This is a genomic window from Desulforhopalus singaporensis, assembly GCF_900104445.1.
Classification (GTDB): domain Bacteria; phylum Desulfobacterota; class Desulfobulbia; order Desulfobulbales; family Desulfocapsaceae; genus Desulforhopalus_A; species Desulforhopalus_A singaporensis.
In genome coordinates this window covers 13,387-31,008 of the sequence record NZ_FNJI01000016.1, presented here as the reverse complement: position 1 = coordinate 31,008, position 17,622 = coordinate 13,387, and the positions used below count along the sequence as shown (strand labels likewise).

17 protein-coding genes are annotated in these 17,622 nt (G+C 53.2%); 12 read left to right on the top strand and 5 right to left on the bottom strand.

Translation table 11 applies throughout. The annotated features are described in order from the left end of the window. The first annotated feature begins 102 nt into the window (after positions 1–102). Positions 103–1,128: a metallophosphoesterase family protein gene (locus BLQ17_RS12025; RefSeq protein ID WP_176761198.1), complete on the top strand. Its 1,026-nt coding sequence runs from the start codon at positions 103–105 to the stop codon at positions 1,126–1,128. 92 nt (positions 1,129–1,220) lie between these two features. Here the strand turns inward: BLQ17_RS12025 and BLQ17_RS12020 are convergent, their stop codons facing one another. Continuing rightward, positions 1,221–1,628: a hypothetical protein gene (locus BLQ17_RS12020; RefSeq protein WP_092223157.1), complete on the bottom strand. Its 408-nt coding sequence runs from the start codon at positions 1,626–1,628 to the stop codon at positions 1,221–1,223. A 75-nt stretch (positions 1,629–1,703) separates the two neighbouring features. Next, positions 1,704–2,027 (bottom strand): carboxymuconolactone decarboxylase family protein, encoded by a 324-nt coding sequence (locus BLQ17_RS12015; RefSeq protein ID WP_092223155.1) that lies wholly within the window; start codon positions 2,025–2,027, stop codon positions 1,704–1,706. Positions 2,028–2,371: 344 nt separating this feature from the next. Here BLQ17_RS12015 and BLQ17_RS12010 point away from each other — a divergent pair, with 344 nt between their 5' ends. Beyond that, positions 2,372–3,274 (top strand): LysR substrate-binding domain-containing protein, encoded by a 903-nt coding sequence (locus BLQ17_RS12010; protein WP_092223153.1) that lies wholly within the window; start codon positions 2,372–2,374, stop codon positions 3,272–3,274. A 104-nt stretch (positions 3,275–3,378) separates the two neighbouring features. Here the strand turns inward: BLQ17_RS12010 and BLQ17_RS12005 are convergent, their stop codons facing one another. Both BLQ17_RS12005 and BLQ17_RS12000 read right to left on the bottom strand, forming a co-directional pair. Beyond that, positions 3,379–5,415: a CocE/NonD family hydrolase gene (locus tag BLQ17_RS12005; RefSeq protein WP_092223152.1), complete on the bottom strand. Its 2,037-nt coding sequence runs from the start codon at positions 5,413–5,415 to the stop codon at positions 3,379–3,381. A 71-nt stretch (positions 5,416–5,486) separates the two neighbouring features. Continuing rightward, positions 5,487–7,055: a BCCT family transporter gene (locus BLQ17_RS12000; RefSeq protein WP_092223151.1), complete on the bottom strand. Its 1,569-nt coding sequence runs from the start codon at positions 7,053–7,055 to the stop codon at positions 5,487–5,489. Between the two features lie 395 nt (positions 7,056–7,450). Between BLQ17_RS12000 and arsB the strand changes: the two genes are divergently transcribed. Continuing rightward, positions 7,451–8,635 (top strand): ACR3 family arsenite efflux transporter, encoded by a 1,185-nt coding sequence (arsB, locus tag BLQ17_RS11995; protein ID WP_092223149.1) that lies wholly within the window; start codon positions 7,451–7,453, stop codon positions 8,633–8,635. 56 nt (positions 8,636–8,691) lie between these two features. Here the strand turns inward: arsB and BLQ17_RS11990 are convergent, their stop codons facing one another. Further along, positions 8,692–9,150, bottom strand: coding sequence for a molybdopterin-binding protein (locus BLQ17_RS11990; RefSeq protein WP_092223147.1), 459 nt, complete (start codon positions 9,148–9,150; stop codon positions 8,692–8,694). Positions 9,151–9,537: 387 nt separating this feature from the next. On the opposite strand from BLQ17_RS11990, the gene dctP reads away from it, so the two are divergent. The 9 genes from dctP to BLQ17_RS11940 all read left to right on the top strand — a co-directional run bounded on the left by dctP (position 9,538) and on the right by BLQ17_RS11940 (position 17,576). Continuing rightward, positions 9,538–10,581 carry a TRAP transporter substrate-binding protein DctP gene (gene dctP, locus BLQ17_RS11985; RefSeq protein ID WP_176761197.1) on the top strand — a complete coding sequence of 348 codons (1,044 nt, stop codon included), beginning with the start codon at positions 9,538–9,540 and terminating at the stop codon, positions 10,579–10,581. A gap of 151 nt (positions 10,582–10,732) precedes the next feature. Next, positions 10,733–12,049, top strand: coding sequence for a TRAP transporter large permease (locus tag BLQ17_RS11980; protein ID WP_092223143.1), 1,317 nt, complete (start codon positions 10,733–10,735; stop codon positions 12,047–12,049). A gap of 11 nt (positions 12,050–12,060) precedes the next feature. After that, positions 12,061–12,615 carry a TRAP transporter small permease subunit gene (locus tag BLQ17_RS11975; RefSeq protein ID WP_092223141.1) on the top strand — a complete coding sequence of 185 codons (555 nt, stop codon included), beginning with the start codon at positions 12,061–12,063 and terminating at the stop codon, positions 12,613–12,615. Between the two features lie 192 nt (positions 12,616–12,807). Beyond that, positions 12,808–13,479, top strand: a complete 672-nt coding sequence (locus BLQ17_RS11970; RefSeq protein ID WP_176761196.1) for a GntR family transcriptional regulator — start codon at positions 12,808–12,810, stop codon at positions 13,477–13,479. Positions 13,480–13,791: 312 nt separating this feature from the next. Beyond that, positions 13,792–14,466, top strand: a complete 675-nt coding sequence (locus BLQ17_RS11960; RefSeq protein WP_092223136.1) for a GntR family transcriptional regulator — start codon at positions 13,792–13,794, stop codon at positions 14,464–14,466. Next, positions 14,459–14,803 carry a cupin domain-containing protein gene (locus tag BLQ17_RS11955; protein ID WP_092223134.1) on the top strand — a complete coding sequence of 115 codons (345 nt, stop codon included), beginning with the start codon at positions 14,459–14,461 and terminating at the stop codon, positions 14,801–14,803. The genes BLQ17_RS11960 and BLQ17_RS11955 overlap by 8 nt, the downstream gene beginning before the upstream one ends. 13 nt (positions 14,804–14,816) lie before the next feature. Further along, positions 14,817–15,512, top strand: a complete 696-nt coding sequence (locus tag BLQ17_RS11950) for a DUF2848 family protein (RefSeq protein WP_092223132.1) — start codon at positions 14,817–14,819, stop codon at positions 15,510–15,512. Between the two features lie 38 nt (positions 15,513–15,550). After that, positions 15,551–16,339 (top strand): carbon-nitrogen family hydrolase, encoded by a 789-nt coding sequence (locus tag BLQ17_RS11945; RefSeq protein ID WP_092223130.1) that lies wholly within the window; start codon positions 15,551–15,553, stop codon positions 16,337–16,339. Between the two features lie 43 nt (positions 16,340–16,382). Then, complete coding sequence (locus BLQ17_RS11940; protein WP_092223128.1) at positions 16,383–17,576, top strand: 4Fe-4S dicluster-binding protein; 1,194 nt, start codon at positions 16,383–16,385, stop codon at positions 17,574–17,576. The last annotated feature ends 46 nt before the right edge of the window (positions 17,577–17,622 follow it).

Here is a 17,622-nt window from a genome sequence, read left to right as displayed (position 1 = left end):
ATACCCTGTGTTGTATCAGGCGGTGACGATGCAATGTCAATATGACCCGAGGTCGATCCTCATAATACCGAAATGACTCTGCGATTCTCCAGAAGAGTAGCGATGCAAACAGGAATTACAGGTTTTCTGTCAATGGTTGCCCAAGGCTGCACAAACTGCCCGCATCCTGTGGAACAGGAGCTGGCACCGCTAACAAAGCGGATAAAAATCGGAGTCATCGGCGATCCCCATGTCGATATCAGGGGAGAAGACGGCTGGCGGCTTGGCGCGTCAAGTGTTTCCGGACTAACGACAACGGTCGCTGTTTTGAATGAAAAAGAACCGGACCTGGTGCTGGTTCCGGGGGATCTGCTTGCAGACGGTGAGCAGGAAAACCTTGATCGGGCCAAAGCTGTTCTTGACCGGCTCCATTGTCCTTATCTTGTTGTATCCGGAAATCATGACTACATTCCCGCCGACCGGAGCCGTTTGCGCAGGGGGTTCAATTACCTTTCAAGTGCCGAGTTCGTCGGCGCCTTTACCGGTCACGGCTATGACGATACCGGGAAATTGTACTGGTCGCAAAAGATGTCCGCCGCCGGGCTGCGGGTGATAGGCCTCGACGGTTGTCTGCGGGAGGAAAAGATCGGGTGGGGAGGGGTTCTGCCGCAGCAGCAGCTGGCTTTTCTCGCTCACGAGCTGCAGCAGGCAACCCGGAGGTGTATTGTCATGGTCCACCACAGTCTGTTGCATTGGGGGGATGACGGCAATTCGCAGAAGGGCCGGTGGTACAGCCTGGACAATTCGGCCGATGTACGGCGGATACTGGAAAAATACCGTCACAAGGTAGCGATGGTGATCTCCGGGCATCGCCATATAGGCCTGCGTTTTCAATGTCGCAACGGGGTGCCGTATTTTGTGGTGCCTTCGATTAACACCTATCCGCTGCGTTATGTCATGTTGACCCTGGATGCAGAAGGCATCGGCTGGCGGACTTTTCCGGTCTCGGTCGCTGAAGGGTGCCATGAAAAGGCACGGCTTGGCCTGCTTGCCAGTTCGTCCTTTGCCGGGCTGGATGAACAGCAGAAAAAAAAGCTGCTGCTGTTCTACGAAAACAGTGCGCAGCGGACAGGATTCCATCCCTGGTGACCACCGCGGCGTTTTTGCCGAAAATAGTTAAAAACCATTTGAGTCGGCCAGACTCTTTAACCGCCTCACCATGACCCCACGGATGAACTGCCTTAGCTGGTCCTTTTTTTCAGTTCTTGCTTGAACCTGGCCTCAATGTCGGCTGCCAGGTCGAGCTTTTTTTTCTCGCTGCTTCGTTGCAGGGCGGCAAATTTTTCATCTATATCACTTTTTTTGTTCTTAAAGTTGCGCAGTTCGTCGGCCAGGGTCTGTTTCTGTGCTTCCTGTTTCGGGATATCTTCAATTCTGCGATGATCGCCAATCGAGAGCCTGATTGAGAACGGGTCTTCGATTCCCTCGATAATAGCCTGCTTCCGCAGCGACCGGTAGAGGGCATGCCCCGACTCAAGAGAAATTTCCAGAAGCGTGCAGACATCCTCAAGGGAAGGGGCCTGCCTGGTTGTATGGGTCAAAACCCTTACCGCGGCGGTAAAGAGGTGGGCTTCGTTGTATGCATCCACGTCATCCTCCTTGGCTGTAATAGCCTGGCTCCCGCTCTATCGCCTTGATACCGGATATGCCAGGTGTCGCTATATTTATTTTTGGCAGTCACACTTTATATTACCGGCAATGATCTGCTGCCATTCTCCCAGCACGTCGTGGGTCCAGCAATCGTCGGCGCCCGCGGATTCGCGCATGGTAAGGGCAAGAATGTAGGCCAGCTCCTTGACCGTGGCCCCGGCTTCCAGGGCTCCCTGGAAATGTTTCAGGACACAGGGCTTGGACCGGCCCTTGATGGAGAGGGCAAAACAGATAAACTGGTAGGTTTTTTCGTCGATGCTTTTCCGGCTGGCGTAAAGGGCATCCATCTCATCAAGCATTTCAGTGAATTCAGGAAAAAACTCGGCTAACATTCTCATCGTCAATTCTCCTCTTGTTTAACTCCCTGGTGGCCGCCCTCTGCACCACCTCTAAAAAAAACGGCTGCGGTTTAAAAAAACGCAGCGGCTGACGGCGCAAAGGTACTGTAATAATATGCATTAACTCACAGGATCTATTTTGGCACCTTTTTTTCTGTGGTGTTTAAAAATATTCTATTATACCTTTTCTCAGGCAGGAATAATCGGCGCCTGCCGCTGTTGCGCCAGCTGCCTTGGACCGTAAACGTTGTCGGGGTTGCTGCAAAAAGGACCGGTTCTCCATATTTGACTATCCCGGCAAGAAGTGATACCCGCAACTACCGATTAAAGGAGCAGATCTTAATATGTTGAGCAAAAAGCTTCCTCCTCTCAACAGCCTGGTCATGTTTGAAGCTGCCGCCCGGTTTCGCAGTTTCACCATAGCGGCAGAAGAACTTTGCGTAACCCAGGCCGCGGTCAGCAGACAGGTCCGTCACCTGGAGGATTTTCTCGGTAATGATCTGTTTGTAAGAACCCACCGTAAACTTGAGTTGACTGCGATAGGTACAGACTATGCTGACAGGATCCGGGAAGCCCTGATCGATATTTCTCTGGCAACGGTCGACGCCGGTTGCACCCGGCAGGCTAGCCGAAACCGTCTCAGGATAGTCGCCGGCCCCTGTTTTTCCACATTCTGGCTGATGCCTCGGCTCAATCGATTTCAGCAACTGCACCCGGAAATCGCACTCAGTCTTACCATCGACGATCATGCGGAGAAGTGCAGCGCAAGTGACTATGACCTGGCTTTTTTCTACAGTACCGAGCCTGAAGGGCATTCGGGGTGGCATCGGCTGTTCAAGGAGAGAATTTTCCCGGTATGCAGTCCTGGCTTTCTACGGCGGCACGGAGAAATATTAGAGGTCGAACAGATCTGGGACTATCCCCTGCTGATGATGGAAAACTGGGTGGACAACTGGGAAACATGGGAAACCTGGGCCAGGCGTGAAGGTATTGAGTACAGAGCACCCCGCTCGGTGCTCTATCTGACGGAACAGACCCTCATAATAGAGGCGGCGGTTCGTGATTGCGGCATAGCCCTGGCCTGGGATTGGCACGTACAGGACCTGATCAGGGAGAAGAAGCTGGTTGCGCTGTACCAGCCGAAGAGCCGGCGGTTTGGCAGCTTCTATCTGTCTGAATCGAAAATGGCCGACTCCGGCTTGACCAGGATTTTCTTTAGCTGGGTGAATGACGAGCTTGCCGCATAGCATCACGGCAAGCTCCACGGAGCAGTCCGGGCCGCATATCTCCTCAACAGATCATTTTGTCAAGGATATCTGCGGACAGATGGCTGAGAGCGCAATAACACCTGCTACTGGAATCTCCTGTCGATTTTTTCAGACCATGATTTACGGTGGACCTCGTTTTCACCTTCCCACGCGACCTGCTCGGCGTCGAGATAGAAAAAATGTTTGTCGCAGCGCAACTTCTGGTTGCTTTTAACACGGTAGTGCCAGTCATCCCTGGAGACGGTGTGGGTCCACGAGGTCTCGACTTCAGCAGAAGTCGGGTCGTCGGGAACTATCGCGTAGCGTTCCTGTGCAACCTGGTCAACCTCCAGGCCGTGATCCGCATAGCGCAGCTTGCCGAAGTCGTCGAAGATCTCGGTGGTGACCGTTCCGGTGTACGCGTCTTCAACGGTTTTTCTTGAACTGACCCCTTCCCTTAAAACCTCCAGTTCAATGGGCGGAGCACTTACCGGCTGGTCGAACGGGTCCTTGTCGACCCTGGTTTTATTGTTATGGCAGGGAAGGTCTAAGAATGCATTCTGCAGATCGATCGTTAATCTGGTCGACTCCGGCGACGGCCATATCAGCGGCCAGTAGCTGTCGGACATGGAAACGCGCAGCCGGTGTCCCGCCGGGACAATGTACCCGATGTCATCCATCTTTATCCGCACCCTGTAGGTCTGTCCCGGAACCAGATACTCGGGTTCCTCCATGCTGTCGCGCATGCACAGGTTGCAGACACTGTAGGTGATGCGGGCGGTGCGGCCGTCGGGAAAGACATCGTTGAGACGAAAGGCCATTTTTGCCACCGGCTTGTCCGAAGCAACCGTAAATTCGAGTACCGGTGCACCCAGGATATGGTAATCGTCGCGCAGCGGTTCAGAGGTGAATATGGTGGAAAAGGCATCGTCGCGGCGCTGGTCGGTAGGATATTCGGGACCGAGCCAGATGACGCAATATTCTCCCGATGCCGCCCCGACGGTTTCCGGGGAATCTACCGTTACCTGTCCTGCCGCAGGCTCAGAAAGCAACTTGTCGATTCCCAGGTAAAAACGGTTGTTGTCGACATTTTCCGTCGGCCAGCTGGTTTCCCGAATCCAGAATCCCGGCCTTTCCGGGTAGCTTGCAGCCGGCGGCAGCGACTCCTGCATGTAGATCGTGACGGTGGGCTCGTCCATGATTTTGGTGTCGATACCCTTGAGCCAGTAGTCCCACCACCTCAGCGACTCCTGTAAAAACCCGATGGCCGGATCCGGAGTTGCAAAATGCGGGTATTTATGTGCCCAGGGACCGATCAACGCTTTTTTCGGGGCCTTGAGGTGTTCGATCATCCGCATCAGCGGCGTGTGGTAGGCATCCCACCAGCCACCCACCAGATAGACGCCCGCCTGTATAGCGCCGTAGTCCTCGCTGATGGAACCGTTCTTCCAGTATTCGTTTTTGCGGTCATGTTGCATCCAGGTGGTGGCGTGCAGCGGCATGTGTTCAAGCCTTGACAGCCACATGTTCCGCCAGGAGTCGCCTACCAGCAAGGGATCGGGGGCAAAGGCCGAGTAACTGAGCATGGTCCCCGCCCACCCGATATTCTCGTTCAGGAGGCACCCGTTATGGTAGTGGATGTCATCTAAAAAACGATCGTCGGTTGAGCAGATCGATATGATTGCTTTCAGCTGTTCGGGCCGCAGGGCCGCAACCTGCAGGGCATTAAAGCCGCCCCAGGAAATACCCCACATGCCGAGGTTGCCGTCGCACCAGGGCTGGCTGGCGATCCAGTTGATCACATCGATCGCGTCGGCCTGTTCCCGGCGATCATACTCTTCCATCATGGTCCCGTCGGATTCTCCATACCCCCTGATATCGACCCGGACACACGCATATCCGTGACCGGCAAGGTAGGGGTGGGTCAATTCGTCCCGGGCTGCGGTGCCATCCCTTTTCCTGTAGGGAAGGTATTCGAGAATAGCCGGAACGGGCCGTATCTCAGCGTCTACCGGCATCCAGATACGGGCAGCAAGCCGGGTTCCGTCGGGCAGCGGGATGAACATATTTTCAATTTCCCTTACTTCGCATGGAAAATCGTCGACCACTTTCGTTCGGTCAATTGCAGTTACTAAAGCCATTTTTACACTGTTCCTTTTGGGGTTATCCACTCACCTGGCAAATCAAGATCACAGGTTTCAAGAGTCTGTGATTACAGTTTGGGCAGTTCAATGGGTGATTTCTGTTCTGCTTCGGCACGGGAGGCGAGAAACACCAGTTTAAGCAGGGCGATCATGGCCACTGTGCAGATCAGGGCGGCGGGAAATCCGCCGAGATTTGCGAGCATCTTGACGCCCTTGAGGCCGGTGTAGTTAACCATGATGAAGGCTGTTAAGCCGATAATGCATGCCCACACTATTTTTTGACGGAGGCTGATGTCGCTCTCAACGTTTTCACTGAACACACCGCTGGTGCAGAGATTGCTGATGGCATCGGTGCTGGAATCCGCCGCAGTTACATAATTGAGAAAACCGACCACAAAGAGGACCACGATCATTATGCCGCTGATCGGCAGGCTTTTGAACGTTTCATAAAGGACCGCGTCGATCCCGCTGGAATTGAGCAGCGCATTAAGGGAGTTTCCGGTGGCGGAATCAACCTCCATTGCGGTGGTGCCGAGAATAGTCATCCATGTCATGCTGAAAAGGGCGGGCAGCACGATGATCATGATCATTGAGGTGCGGACGGTGTATCCTTTGAGCAGCCGGCCGAGAAAGAGGCAGGTTATGGGCGCCCATGCAAACCATACCGCCCAGTAAAACACCGGCCACCAGCCGGGCCACGGGTCGTTGGCGGCAGCTCCGGTAAACAGGCTGAGTTTGAAGAAATTATTGGCGTAATAGCCAAAAGACTCAATGCCGAAATTGAGTATAAGGACGGTTGGGCCAAACACAAACACGAATATTATGGTGCCCAGCATGATCCAGGTATTGATGGAAGAGAGTCTGGCGATTCCTTTTTTCAGTCCGCTGACCGCTGAGAGCGCGAAAGAGATGACGATGGCGAACATTACCGCGCCCAGGGTGATGGTGCTGTAGCCTTCGAGCGGGGGGAAAATCTGTTTCAACGCGCCGGCAAGGGTGATCGAGCCGGTACCGAGCGACGATGCCATCCCTGCCACCAGGGCAAACAGACACAAGGAGTCGATTAACTGCCTGAGTGCGGAATTGCCATTGCCGAGTCGATCTCCCAGAATGGGGTAGAAAAGAGAGGTGACGGAAAAAGGAGTTTTATAGTTGTAAAAAAGAATGGCGAAGAGGATGGACGGAATGCCGTAGATTGCGTAAGGAGTAATGCCCCATTCGAGAAAAATGTTGCCCATGGCGAACAGCTTTGCCTGGGAGCTGTTTGCGTCTATACCGAGAGAGGCGGGTGGACTGTGGAGATGATAGAGCGGTTCCGCCGTTGCCCAGAAGAGTGCCCCTACAGCTATGGTGGTGCAGAGAGTGATGCTGAACAGCTGACGAAGAGACAGCAGCGGAGCGGCGTCATTGCCTCCGATCCGCACTTTGCCCAACGGAGACAGGTATACTATCAGCGCCGTGATCACCATCATCAGGCTCATGCCCGACAGGAACCAGGCACAGTTGGCGAGCAGGTAGGAGTTGATGGCCGTCACCGTTTTTAAAAACGAGTCAAGATCGATAAAACTGGCGACAATTCCACCAGATAGGACGAGAAACGTTGGGAGGAACACCAACAACCTTACATTTTTAAACATATCTATGCTCCTTGGGATAAGGTTAATTTTGCGGGATATTTGCGTGCCGGCGGAGAAGTGTTAGCACTTTGCTCTTTGGGCCGTAAAGCGATTTTTTATTGTGTAATGCATTCGCTGTGGTAATGCTAACTGACTAATTGTTCGATAATATTGATCTTACCTGGTGTTGCCTGTCTACTTCTTGTAGAGGAAAGATTTCCCGCTGTTGACCAGATATGGTTTGGTGGGGGCCATGGGAGAATGTTGACCGGGCCTGCTTTACTCGATATATAAAGAGTTAGCCAACTCAATAAATATACAACCGGGGATCCCCATGGACCGTTTGACAACCCTGTTCAAACCATTATCGGATCACCCCTCATTACCGCATGAAAAGGACAGGAGGTTGCCAGCAGATGAAAAGTGAAACGGTTACCGGTCAAGAAGAACGGAAATTGACGAGCCTGTTTGAGAGATATCTTACCATCTGGGTCGGTTTGTGTATTGTCGCAGGAATCCTGATGGGAAAAATTGCGCCGGGCCTCGCCAGGACCCTGGACGGCCTGGCTATCCATGTCAACGGTGCACCGGTCGTTTCCTTCCCCATTGCCGCCTGCCTCTTTTTCATGATGTACCCGATAATGGTAAAGATCGACTTTGCCAATGTTGTCCGGGCCGGAAAAAGCGGTAAGCCAGTGTTCCTGACGCTTTTTATTAACTGGTGCGTCAAGCCGTTCACGATGTACGCCATAGCGATATTTTTTCTCGGTTTTGTCCTTAAGGGGCTGATCGGTGCCGAAGCGGTTGACCTGGTGAAAATGCCTTTTGGTCTGGACTTGCCGGTAGGGGCGCAACATGGCGCGGGAGTCGTGGTGCTGCATGACGGCGTGAAAATGATGCAGATTCCCCTCTGGCGAAGTTATTTTGCCGGATGTATCCTGTTGGGGATAGCTCCATGTACCGCCATGGTCCTGGTCTGGGGATACCTGGCCCGGGGCAATGATGGTCTTACTCTGGTCATGGTTGCCATCAACTCTCTGACCATGCTGGTTCTCTACGGCGTTCTGGGCGGATTTCTTCTTGGCGTCGGCAAGCTTCCTGTTCCCTGGCAGGCGCTGCTGCTGTCCGTCGCCATTTATGTGGCGCTGCCGCTGGTGGCCGGTTATTTCTCGCGCAAATTGATTATCGCGCACAAAGGTGAAAAGTGGTTCAGAGAGAAATTTTTGCAGGTGCTGACTCCGGTTACCATCGGCGCACTGCTGCTGACGCTGGTGCTGCTGTTCAGCTTCAAGGGCGAAACCATTCTGGCCAACCCTCTGACCATTCTCTGGATCTCCATTCCGCTGTTTGTGCAGACTGTTTGTATTTTCGGACTGGGCTACGTTGCGGCAAAAATACTGGGGCTTAGGTACGACGATGCCGCACCGGCCGCAATGATCGGTGCCTCCAACCACTTCGAGGTTGCCATTGCCACCGCGGTGATGCTTTTCGGTCTCTCTTCCGGGGCCGCCCTGGCAACGGTGGTCGGGGTGCTTATCGAGGTCCCGGTGATGCTGATGCTGGTCGGCTTCTGCAAGCGGACCGCTCGCTGGTTTTCTTGACCGGGCAGGGAATGTCAGCCAGAGTTCATTCACTTCGGTCTGTTCATATATAGAGGCTAGGGTTCGACCATTATTATCCTGATGGTTTTCACCTGTTTTACATAGCGCGGTCCGGTGAGAAAATCATTGGCTGAAAAGAGGTCCACGGTGCCATGCTCCGCATAGATTTTTTTCCCCTCTTTCTCCAGGATGATCATCACCCCCTCACCAACCGCGGTATTGAAAAGTTCCTGCCAGGAAAAAAGCGTCAGGTATCCGTCTGCCGCGGTTACCACCACATACATCTTCTTGGTGTCGTTATGATCTGCGGTGACGACCTCGGCGCCGTTGATAATATCGGTGAGTAACACGCCTTTTATTGTTTCGATCCGTCCTTTCGGATCGCCGCTGCCGCAGGCAAAAAGCAGATCCCCCGTTTTCACCTTGTCCATGGCGAGCAGTTCCTGCAAGGAATAATCCCGTGTCCTGTGCAGTCTGCCGGTGACCGAAAACATCTTCTTTTCATGACCAGTCATCTGTCGTTCTCCATTTTGTCCCTGATTCCTCAGCGTTGTCCAAAGATATTGCACTACATCCCATCATAATACCTTGGCCGCTGATGCAGCAACGGATTTTCTGCTGGCCGGCCTGCCGCCGGCGTGGCATAATCACTACGTTTGTCGCGGCTGGCGGAGTAGTGGAAAAAAACTTGACATGTATCATGTTGTATGTAGTATACTGCATTTAAAATTTACTTAGCCACCGTTTTGCTGAAGGTGTCCGGCCGGGATGGTGGCCGGTACATGACATCTGCAAGTAAGGCGGATCGTAGTGCCATCATGCGGGACAGGTGGCGGCAGAAGATAGTTACATGGGCAGGGAGCAGCGATGTTACAGTAAAATTCCAACACAAGGAGAGTGCAATGAAAGTTCTGAAAGCAGTCAGCCGGTTGATTTCTGTTGTGGTTCTTGCCGGGATATGCAGCCTGGGGGCCACAACCGTTGTTGCCGGAGAATCCGTGTACAAGTGGAGAGCGCAGACATATGCGGTCCCGGGAAGTGTGGGGTACAAGGCCCTTGAGGCGGCGCTGAAGGATCTGAAGGAAGCGACCAGCGGGCGGCTGGACATCACCCTGTACGGTGTCGGCTCCCTGGTCGGCCCGTTCGAGCAGCTTGATGCCATGGGCATGGGAATTTTTGAATGCGGGTTCAATGCACCGGCCTACTATGCAGGAAAAGACCCTGCGTTTGCCGCCCTCTTCAGCCTGATGAATATCTGGGAAAGCACCGAGGATGTGAAGATCTGGAGCTATTATTTCGGTGGGCTGGAGTTGGCCCGGGAACTTTACGGCAAATATAAAGTGCATTATGTCGGCCCGGCGTTGGTGGGAGCAGAGCCCATCATGTCCAAGGTTCCCCTGAAAAAACTCTCTGATTTCAACGGCATCAAGATTCGCACGGCAGGGGGACTGACCTCCGAACTATTCCAGAAGCTGGGGGCTTCACCGGTGAAGATGGGCGGCGGAGAACTGTACACCGGTCTGGATACGGGGGTTGTCGACGCCGCCGAGTTTGTCAGTCTCGCCGAAAACCACGACATCGGTCTTGATGAGGTGACCGAGTATGTTCTCTATCCATCGTTTCACGGCAACACCGCCACCTGTGATTTCACGGTTAACCAGAAGGCCTGGGACAAGTTGCCCGATGATCTCAAGGCAACCCTTGAAACATGGATCTATGACCTTGATGCCAGGTTTGACCACATGTCGACGGCCGAGAGCATCAAGGCGCTGAAAACAATGACCGATAAGGGGCTGGTCCACACCACCCTGTCCCCGGCGGATATGGCGCAGGCAAGGGCTTACTCCCTCGAAATTGCCAAGGCCTGGAAAACCAAAAGTCCCATGTCGGGCAAGATTATAGATTCAATACTTGACTATCTCAGACTCAAGGGTTCCATCCAGTAACAGGCATCAGGGGGGGGAAGCCTGCGCTCCCCCCCCCTTGAACTTTGATAACCTTTTTACACAATCTTGCCAGCCGATACACAACAGGCAGTTCCTCTTACCTTTCAAGGGCTACTGACTGGGGCCGGGTATCGGGGGCAGAGGAGATGATATGGGTCCTGAAGTTTTAACCGTATTGATGTTCTCCATGTTTTTCATCCTGCTTGCGCTGGGAATCCCGCTGGCATGGACAACGGGGAGCCTAGGGCTGATATTCGCCTATCTGTTGTGGGGTTCCGATGCCATGTCCATAGTGGTCCTGCGAATCTGGGATGTCATGGGGAGTTTCAGCATGATCGCCATCCCGCTGTTTGTGTTCATGGGGAACATGCTTCAGAAATCAGGGATCGCCCATGACCTGTTCAGGGCGATCCAGGTCTGGGTGGGCAGTCTCAGAGGGGGGATCGCAGCTGCCACCATTATTCTCTGTACCATCCTGGCGGCGATGATCGGTACGGTCGGGGCCGATGTCACAATCACCGGCCTGATAGCCCTGCCGTTTATGTTTGAACGGGGCTATAACCGGCATATGGCGCTGGGTTCCATTGTCGCCGGCGGTGCTCTGGGGGTTCTGGTTCCGCCCAGTATCATGTTTATCGTGTACGGCGTCACCGTGGGTGAATCGATCGGCAAGCTGTTCATGGGCGGCGTCGGCCCCGGACTCCTGTTCGGGGGCCTCTATATCGCCTATATCCTCACCAAATGCTACTTTGATCCTACCGCAGGACCCGCCGCACCCAAAGAGGAGCGGAGCGTTCCCATTGGCCGGAAAGTGGCAATGATCAGATCTCTTACCCTGCCGCTGCTGTTGATTCTCGGGGTGATGGGATCGATTTTCGGAGGTATTGCCACCCCTGGCGAAGCTGCCGGAGTTGGCGCACTGGGGGCGGTGGTCTGTGCCTGGGTCCGTAAACGGCTCAACTGGAAGAATCTGGCCGAATCCCTTTTTGAAACCGGGAAAACCGTCGGTCTTATTCTGTGGATCGTATTCGGGGCCATGGTGTTCATAGCAACGTACACCCTGGGGGGAGGGGCGGGATTCGTGCAGAACGCCCTTATCTCCATGCCGTTGAACCCGTGGCTGGTACTGATCCTTATCCAGCTGATTCTCCTGTTTCTCGGGATGGTGCTCGATATAATCGGAATCACGGTGCTGCTGGCGCCGATTTTTGTTCCGGTGATAACCCAGCTGGGATTTGATCCTCTCTGGTTCGGGGTCATGTTCAACCTGAATCTGCAAGTGGCCTATCTGTCGCCGCCTTTCGGTTATTCAATCTTCTATCTCAAGGCTGTGGCGCCGCCGGATGTGACCATGTCCGATCTCTACCGGTCGGTCATGCCGTACATGGGGCTTCAGCTGGTAGGCATTATTCTGTGCATGATATTTCCCCAGATTATTCTATGGCTTCCCAACCTGATGATTAAATAAAGGAGTAAATCATGGTATATCAAGGTGGCTCGACAGTCGAGCAAACCGGATATTTTCGTTTTATCGAAACAGTTATCCGGGGCATTGACCGGTTCAGCGATCTGCAGGGGAAAATATTCTCGTTTCTGGCTTTGGCGGCAACGCTGCAGATCTGTTACGAGCTTGTAATGCGATATTTTTTTAATGCCCCCACAACCTGGGGCCTTGAGATGACGGTGTATCTGTGCGGATCGATTTACCTGATGACGGGGGCCTATGCCCAGCGGCATGGTCTGCATATCCGGGTAGATGTCTTCTATTGCCGGTGGCGGACCAGGACCAGGGCCTGGTTCGATCTTCTGGTGACAGATTTGTTGCTGTTTTTCTTCAGCGGCGTTCTTTTATGGCACAGTTCGCTCTGGTTCTGGGAGGCGTTGAGTCAGGGGTTGACGTCGGGGACCATCTGGGACCCTCCGATATGGCCGATGCGCCTTATGCTTGTCGCCGGGGCGGGAGTCCTGATGATTTCGGGGATCCCTAAATTCCTCAGGGATCTGGTCAAGGCGGTGTGGAACGTCAGGTTGTGATGATCCGGGTAGTAGTGAGCCGGCAGGGGGAGTAAGAGGTTGTTCTTTTTTCCTGGGAGGTACCGTTTCGCCGTTGGGTATGGTTTCATGGGCCACTGAAAATGTAGACTGCATGTAGAACATTAGATGCCGCATTTTTTAAAAATGTGGTATGGTAATGGTTATTTAGCATTCCAACAGGAGGGTCGCCAAATGAGATTGAACAAGCTAAACAAACCAGAACCTCTGGCAAAAATGGCATTTAACGCCCTGCGCCGTTCCATATTGAACAACGAGCTGGAAATCGGAACCGTTTACAATGAAAAAAGCCTTGCCGAATCGCTGGGCATATCGCGTACCCCGGTAAGGGAGGCGCTGCTGGAACTCGCAACCAAGAAGCTGGTCAGGTTTCTGCCCCAGAAAGGGGTAGTCCTCAATACCTTTTCGGAGAAAGATATCGACGACGTTTTTGAGATCAGGTGCGCGCTGGAACTGTTCTCCATAAAAAAGATATGGAAGAATTACAAAACGCTGGACATGAGTAGTCTGGAGGAGCATCTGGCCACCCAGAAGCGTGCCGTCAAAAAAGGCGACCGCATGGCCTTCATGGCGGCTGACCGGTTGTTCCACCTCGGGTTTACCGAGCTTACCGAGAATGAATACCTGTTTAACACCATGCGGGATATCAGGGATGTCATGCACTTGATGGGGTACCGTGCGCTGAGTCTTGATCAGCGGATGGAGGAGGTGGTCGTTGAGCACGAACAGATTTTCCACGCTCTGGCCTCGGGAGATCTTGGTCAAGCCATGGAGAAGATGGAAAACCATCTTGAGACAACCAAACAGGCGGTGCTCAAGACAATGCCCGAAATAGATCTTCCCTGATCTTCGATCAAAATTTTCCTGCGACAACCAGACCTTTTCCAGCACAAATGACAGGACAGTGCTGGAAAAGGTTTTTTTTTAGATTTCCCCCCCCCTTATAAAGTTTTTCGCCGATAGAGGGACGCAACCTGCGGGCCTGCCCCTTTGAAAATCCTTTGCACCTTTTTCCCCTTGGTTTTGCCGGGTGAACTGGTGTCTGCAGCTGCATTTGCAAAAAAATTGCTTGACGAAACCCCTACAGTAATATACTACATACTACATGGAGCATTTACAATTCAGTATTTAATAAGCAACCCGTCGGCGACCACTACCATGGACCTTCGAAAACTGAGAAAACCAGAACCGCTTGCTAAAATGGCGCTGAATGCCCTCCGCAACTCCATTCTCTCCAACGAACTGAAGGCAAACGTCATCTACAACGAAAAGAAGCTGGCGGAGACTCTTGGGATTTCACGAACGCCTGTCCGGGAAGCCCTGCTTGAATTATCGGCAAAAAACTTGATCCGGTTCCTGCCCCAGAAAGGGGTGATGCTCAACACTTTCTCCGCCCAGGACATTGAAGACGTATTTGAGATCAGGACCGAGTTGGAGTTTTTTGCCATAAAAAAGATATGCTTAACTGCCCAAGAGGTTGACCTGTTGGTTGCAGGAAAATGCATCGAACTTCAGCGGGCAGCGGTCACCGCGGCGGATGCCGTGGCCTTTATGGAAGCCGACAAAGACTTTCACCTGAGTTTTTCAAAACTTGCGAACAATAACTACCTCATGGAAACCATGCGGGATATCCGCGATATCATACATGTCATGGGGTTCAGGGCTCTTCGCAACAGCGGCCGCATGGAACAGGTAATCAAGGAGCACCAATCGATACTGGCGGCAGTTGAAATCGGAGATGCACAACTTGCCATGGACCTGATGGACAATCATCTGATTATCAGCAGAGAAGCCGTCCATAACATCAAACAGGAAGGAGACTATCATGCCTAAACCGGAGATTGAATTCAAAGATTACGATACCGAGTACCAGTGGCGAAATATCGAGGGAGACACCCTGGGAATCAAGGAGAAGATTCTCAGCCTTGATCCGGAAACCGGTGATTATACCAGGATGCTCAAGTTCCCTCCGGGGATAGAGACCTCGGAAACGCTGGTTCACGATTTCTGGGAAGAGGTGCTGCTTGTTGAAGGCAGCCTTTATGATATCGCGAAAAAAGAGACCTATCTTCCCGGGTATTACGCCTGCCGTCCCCCCGGAATGACCCACGGTCCTTACCGTATTCCAAACGGTTGTGTCACCTTCGAAATCAGATATTACAAAAAATAAAAGGGGGAACATTGTGGATATAGGGCTAACCGTACAGAAAATCGATTCCTCGACAACCGTTTCCTACACCGTCGACCGGATGGTGAACGCGGGATTTACAGGAAGGGATCAGGAGGAGGTCAGGCATCATCTGGAAGAGCTCCGATCAAAGGGGATCGACGTTCCGGAGAAGACACCGCTGGTTTATCCGGTGATCGCCAACACGCTGTCCTGTGCTGCGGAGATTGAGGTCTATGGCGGGGAAACTTCGGGGGAGATCGAATATGTCCTGCTGGTGGACGATACCGGCAGGGTTTATGTGGGGATAGGGAGCGACCATACCTGCCGGGCACTTGAACAGACGGATATACCCAGGGCCAAGCAGATTTGTCCGAACCTGATGGCTCCGACCGTCTGGGACCTGGCAGATGTGGAAGATCACTGGGACGATCTGGTCATGGAGTGCACGGTCACAAAAGACAACCGGGAAATTCTCTACCAGAAGGGTGGGCTGGGATTACTGATGAGTCCCCGGGAGTTGATGGATTTCGTAGGCTCGACGGTCAAAGGATCGTTGAACAACACGGTGATTTTTTCCGGTACCGTCAAGATGGAAACCGAAGCTTTTATCTACGCTGACCGATTCTCCGGCAGGCTCACCGACACCAGGCTCAATCGGAGCCTCGAATTCAGCTACGATATCAAGCCGATGGATTACATGGTCGGATAACGCAGAGCGGGCCCAACGATAACACAGGAGATGATGCTATGAAAGTTGCCTCTATTCAGCTGGCGGTTGTGGAAAACGACAAGGAAAAGACCCTTGAAAAAGCGGCCATAGCTGTTGAGTCATGCTCCGATGCCGACCTGATAATATTGCCGGAAATCTGGAACATCGGGTTCATGAGTTTTGACCGGTACGTCGGTGAAGCTGAAGAGTTGGACGGTCCGACCGTGACCCTGATGAGCGGGCTTGCGAAAAAGAAAGGCGCCTATATTCACACCGGCAGTTTTGTCGAGAACAGAAACGGCCGCTACTACAACACCAGCCTGCTGCTGTCACCCGAGGGCGCCATCGTGGCGGAGTACCGGAAAATTCATCTTTTCGGATACAACTCCAGGGAGACGCAGCTTCTCACCCCGGGAACGGAGGTGGCGGTTGCCAAAACGGTTTTTGGCAACCTGGGGCTGGCCACCTGTTTTGACCTCAGATTCCCCGAACTGTTCAGAGCCATGGTCGACAAAGGCGCTGACATGTTCCTGGTCTGTTCCGCCTGGCCGTTTCCCAGGCTCGAGGCCTGGTCGATGCTCAACCGGGTGCGAGCTCTTGAGAACCAGTGCTATCTCATCTCGGCCAATTCCGCCGGGTTGAACGGTGGCAGCCAGTTCGTCGGCCACAGCATGGTTGTCGACCCGTGGGGGACGGTGCTGGCCGGGGCCGGTGACCAGGAGATGATTGTGCGAACGGAGATCGATACGCAGGCTGTTGCCGAGGCCAGAGATACTTTTCCCGGGCTTGCGGGAAGAAGGGACTTTTTAAACAAATGCGCATGCTGAATTGGCATTAGGGCAGAACAAGAAATAAACAAGGAAGGTTATTATGGCAAATACGCGAGTTACTTTTTGTGGTGTGGATTTCAAGAATCCCCTGGCTGCTGCATCGGCCGAGCCTACTCTTAATGCAGCGAACATGAAAAAATGCATTGACGCCGGTGCCGGCGCGGTGATCGCCAAGACCATGACCGATTCACCGGCAATGAGAGAGCTGACCCAGCGCGCCAAGTGGCGGTTTCTCAACGACAGGCACGAAGTCTGTCACGGCAAGGTGCCCCGTTCTTTCAGCCTTTACAGCCGGAGCGGCCTGGCCCTGGAGCAGCCTGAGGACTTCATGAAGGAGATCAGGGAGACGGTCGATTATGCTGCCCAAAACGACGCCGTGGTGATCGGCAGTGTCGCCTCCACCGACATTGATGGGTGGGTGACCCTGGGCAAACAGATGGAAGACGGCGGTGTTCCGCTGATCGAACTCAACTTTGGATGCCCTCACCCGAAGCTGATGCCGGGGGTACGGACCGGTATGAATGTGGGTCAGGATTTTGACTACGGGTGTGAAATTACCCAGAAGGTGGCCGATGCCCTCAGCGTCCCGGTGATCGTCAAGGTAACGCCCCAGGTGACCGATCTGGTACTGTTTTCCGATATGCTCCATAAAGCCGGCGCCAAAGCTGTAACCCTGACGAACCGCTTCATTGGATTTGTTCCCGATATCGAGACCGGCAAACCGCAGATCTACGGCAAGGCCGGTGTGGGCGGTCCCTGGACCAAGCCCCTGACCCTGCGCTGGATCAACGAGGTCAGGACGGCCCTGGGCGACAAATTGGATATTACCGGAACCAACGGTGCCTATGACTGGCGGGATATCGTTATGTTCATCATGAGCGGTGCCCATATCGTCCAGATGTGTTCCGCGGTCATGTGCTACGGCTATGAATGGCTGGAAAAACAGGTCAGGGGCCTTGAGGAGTTCATGGATAGAAAAGGGTATGAGACCATTGATCAGATGCTTGGGATCGCAACGGATTCTTGCATGGAGTATGCCGACATGCCTCACGAGAAAGCCACCGTTGATTCCGAACTGTGCAAAAATTGCGGCATGTGCCTGAAAGCCTGTTTTTCCGAAGCAATGCAGCAGGGCGATGAAACCGTATATGTCAGGGAAGAAAACTGTGTGGGTTGTGGAGGATGTTATTCGGTGTGCCCGGTGAAGAAAACCATAACCATGGTCCGGGCATAAAGCACAGTGCACCGATGGGGAAAATGGAAATGGTGCGAGCTTCCTC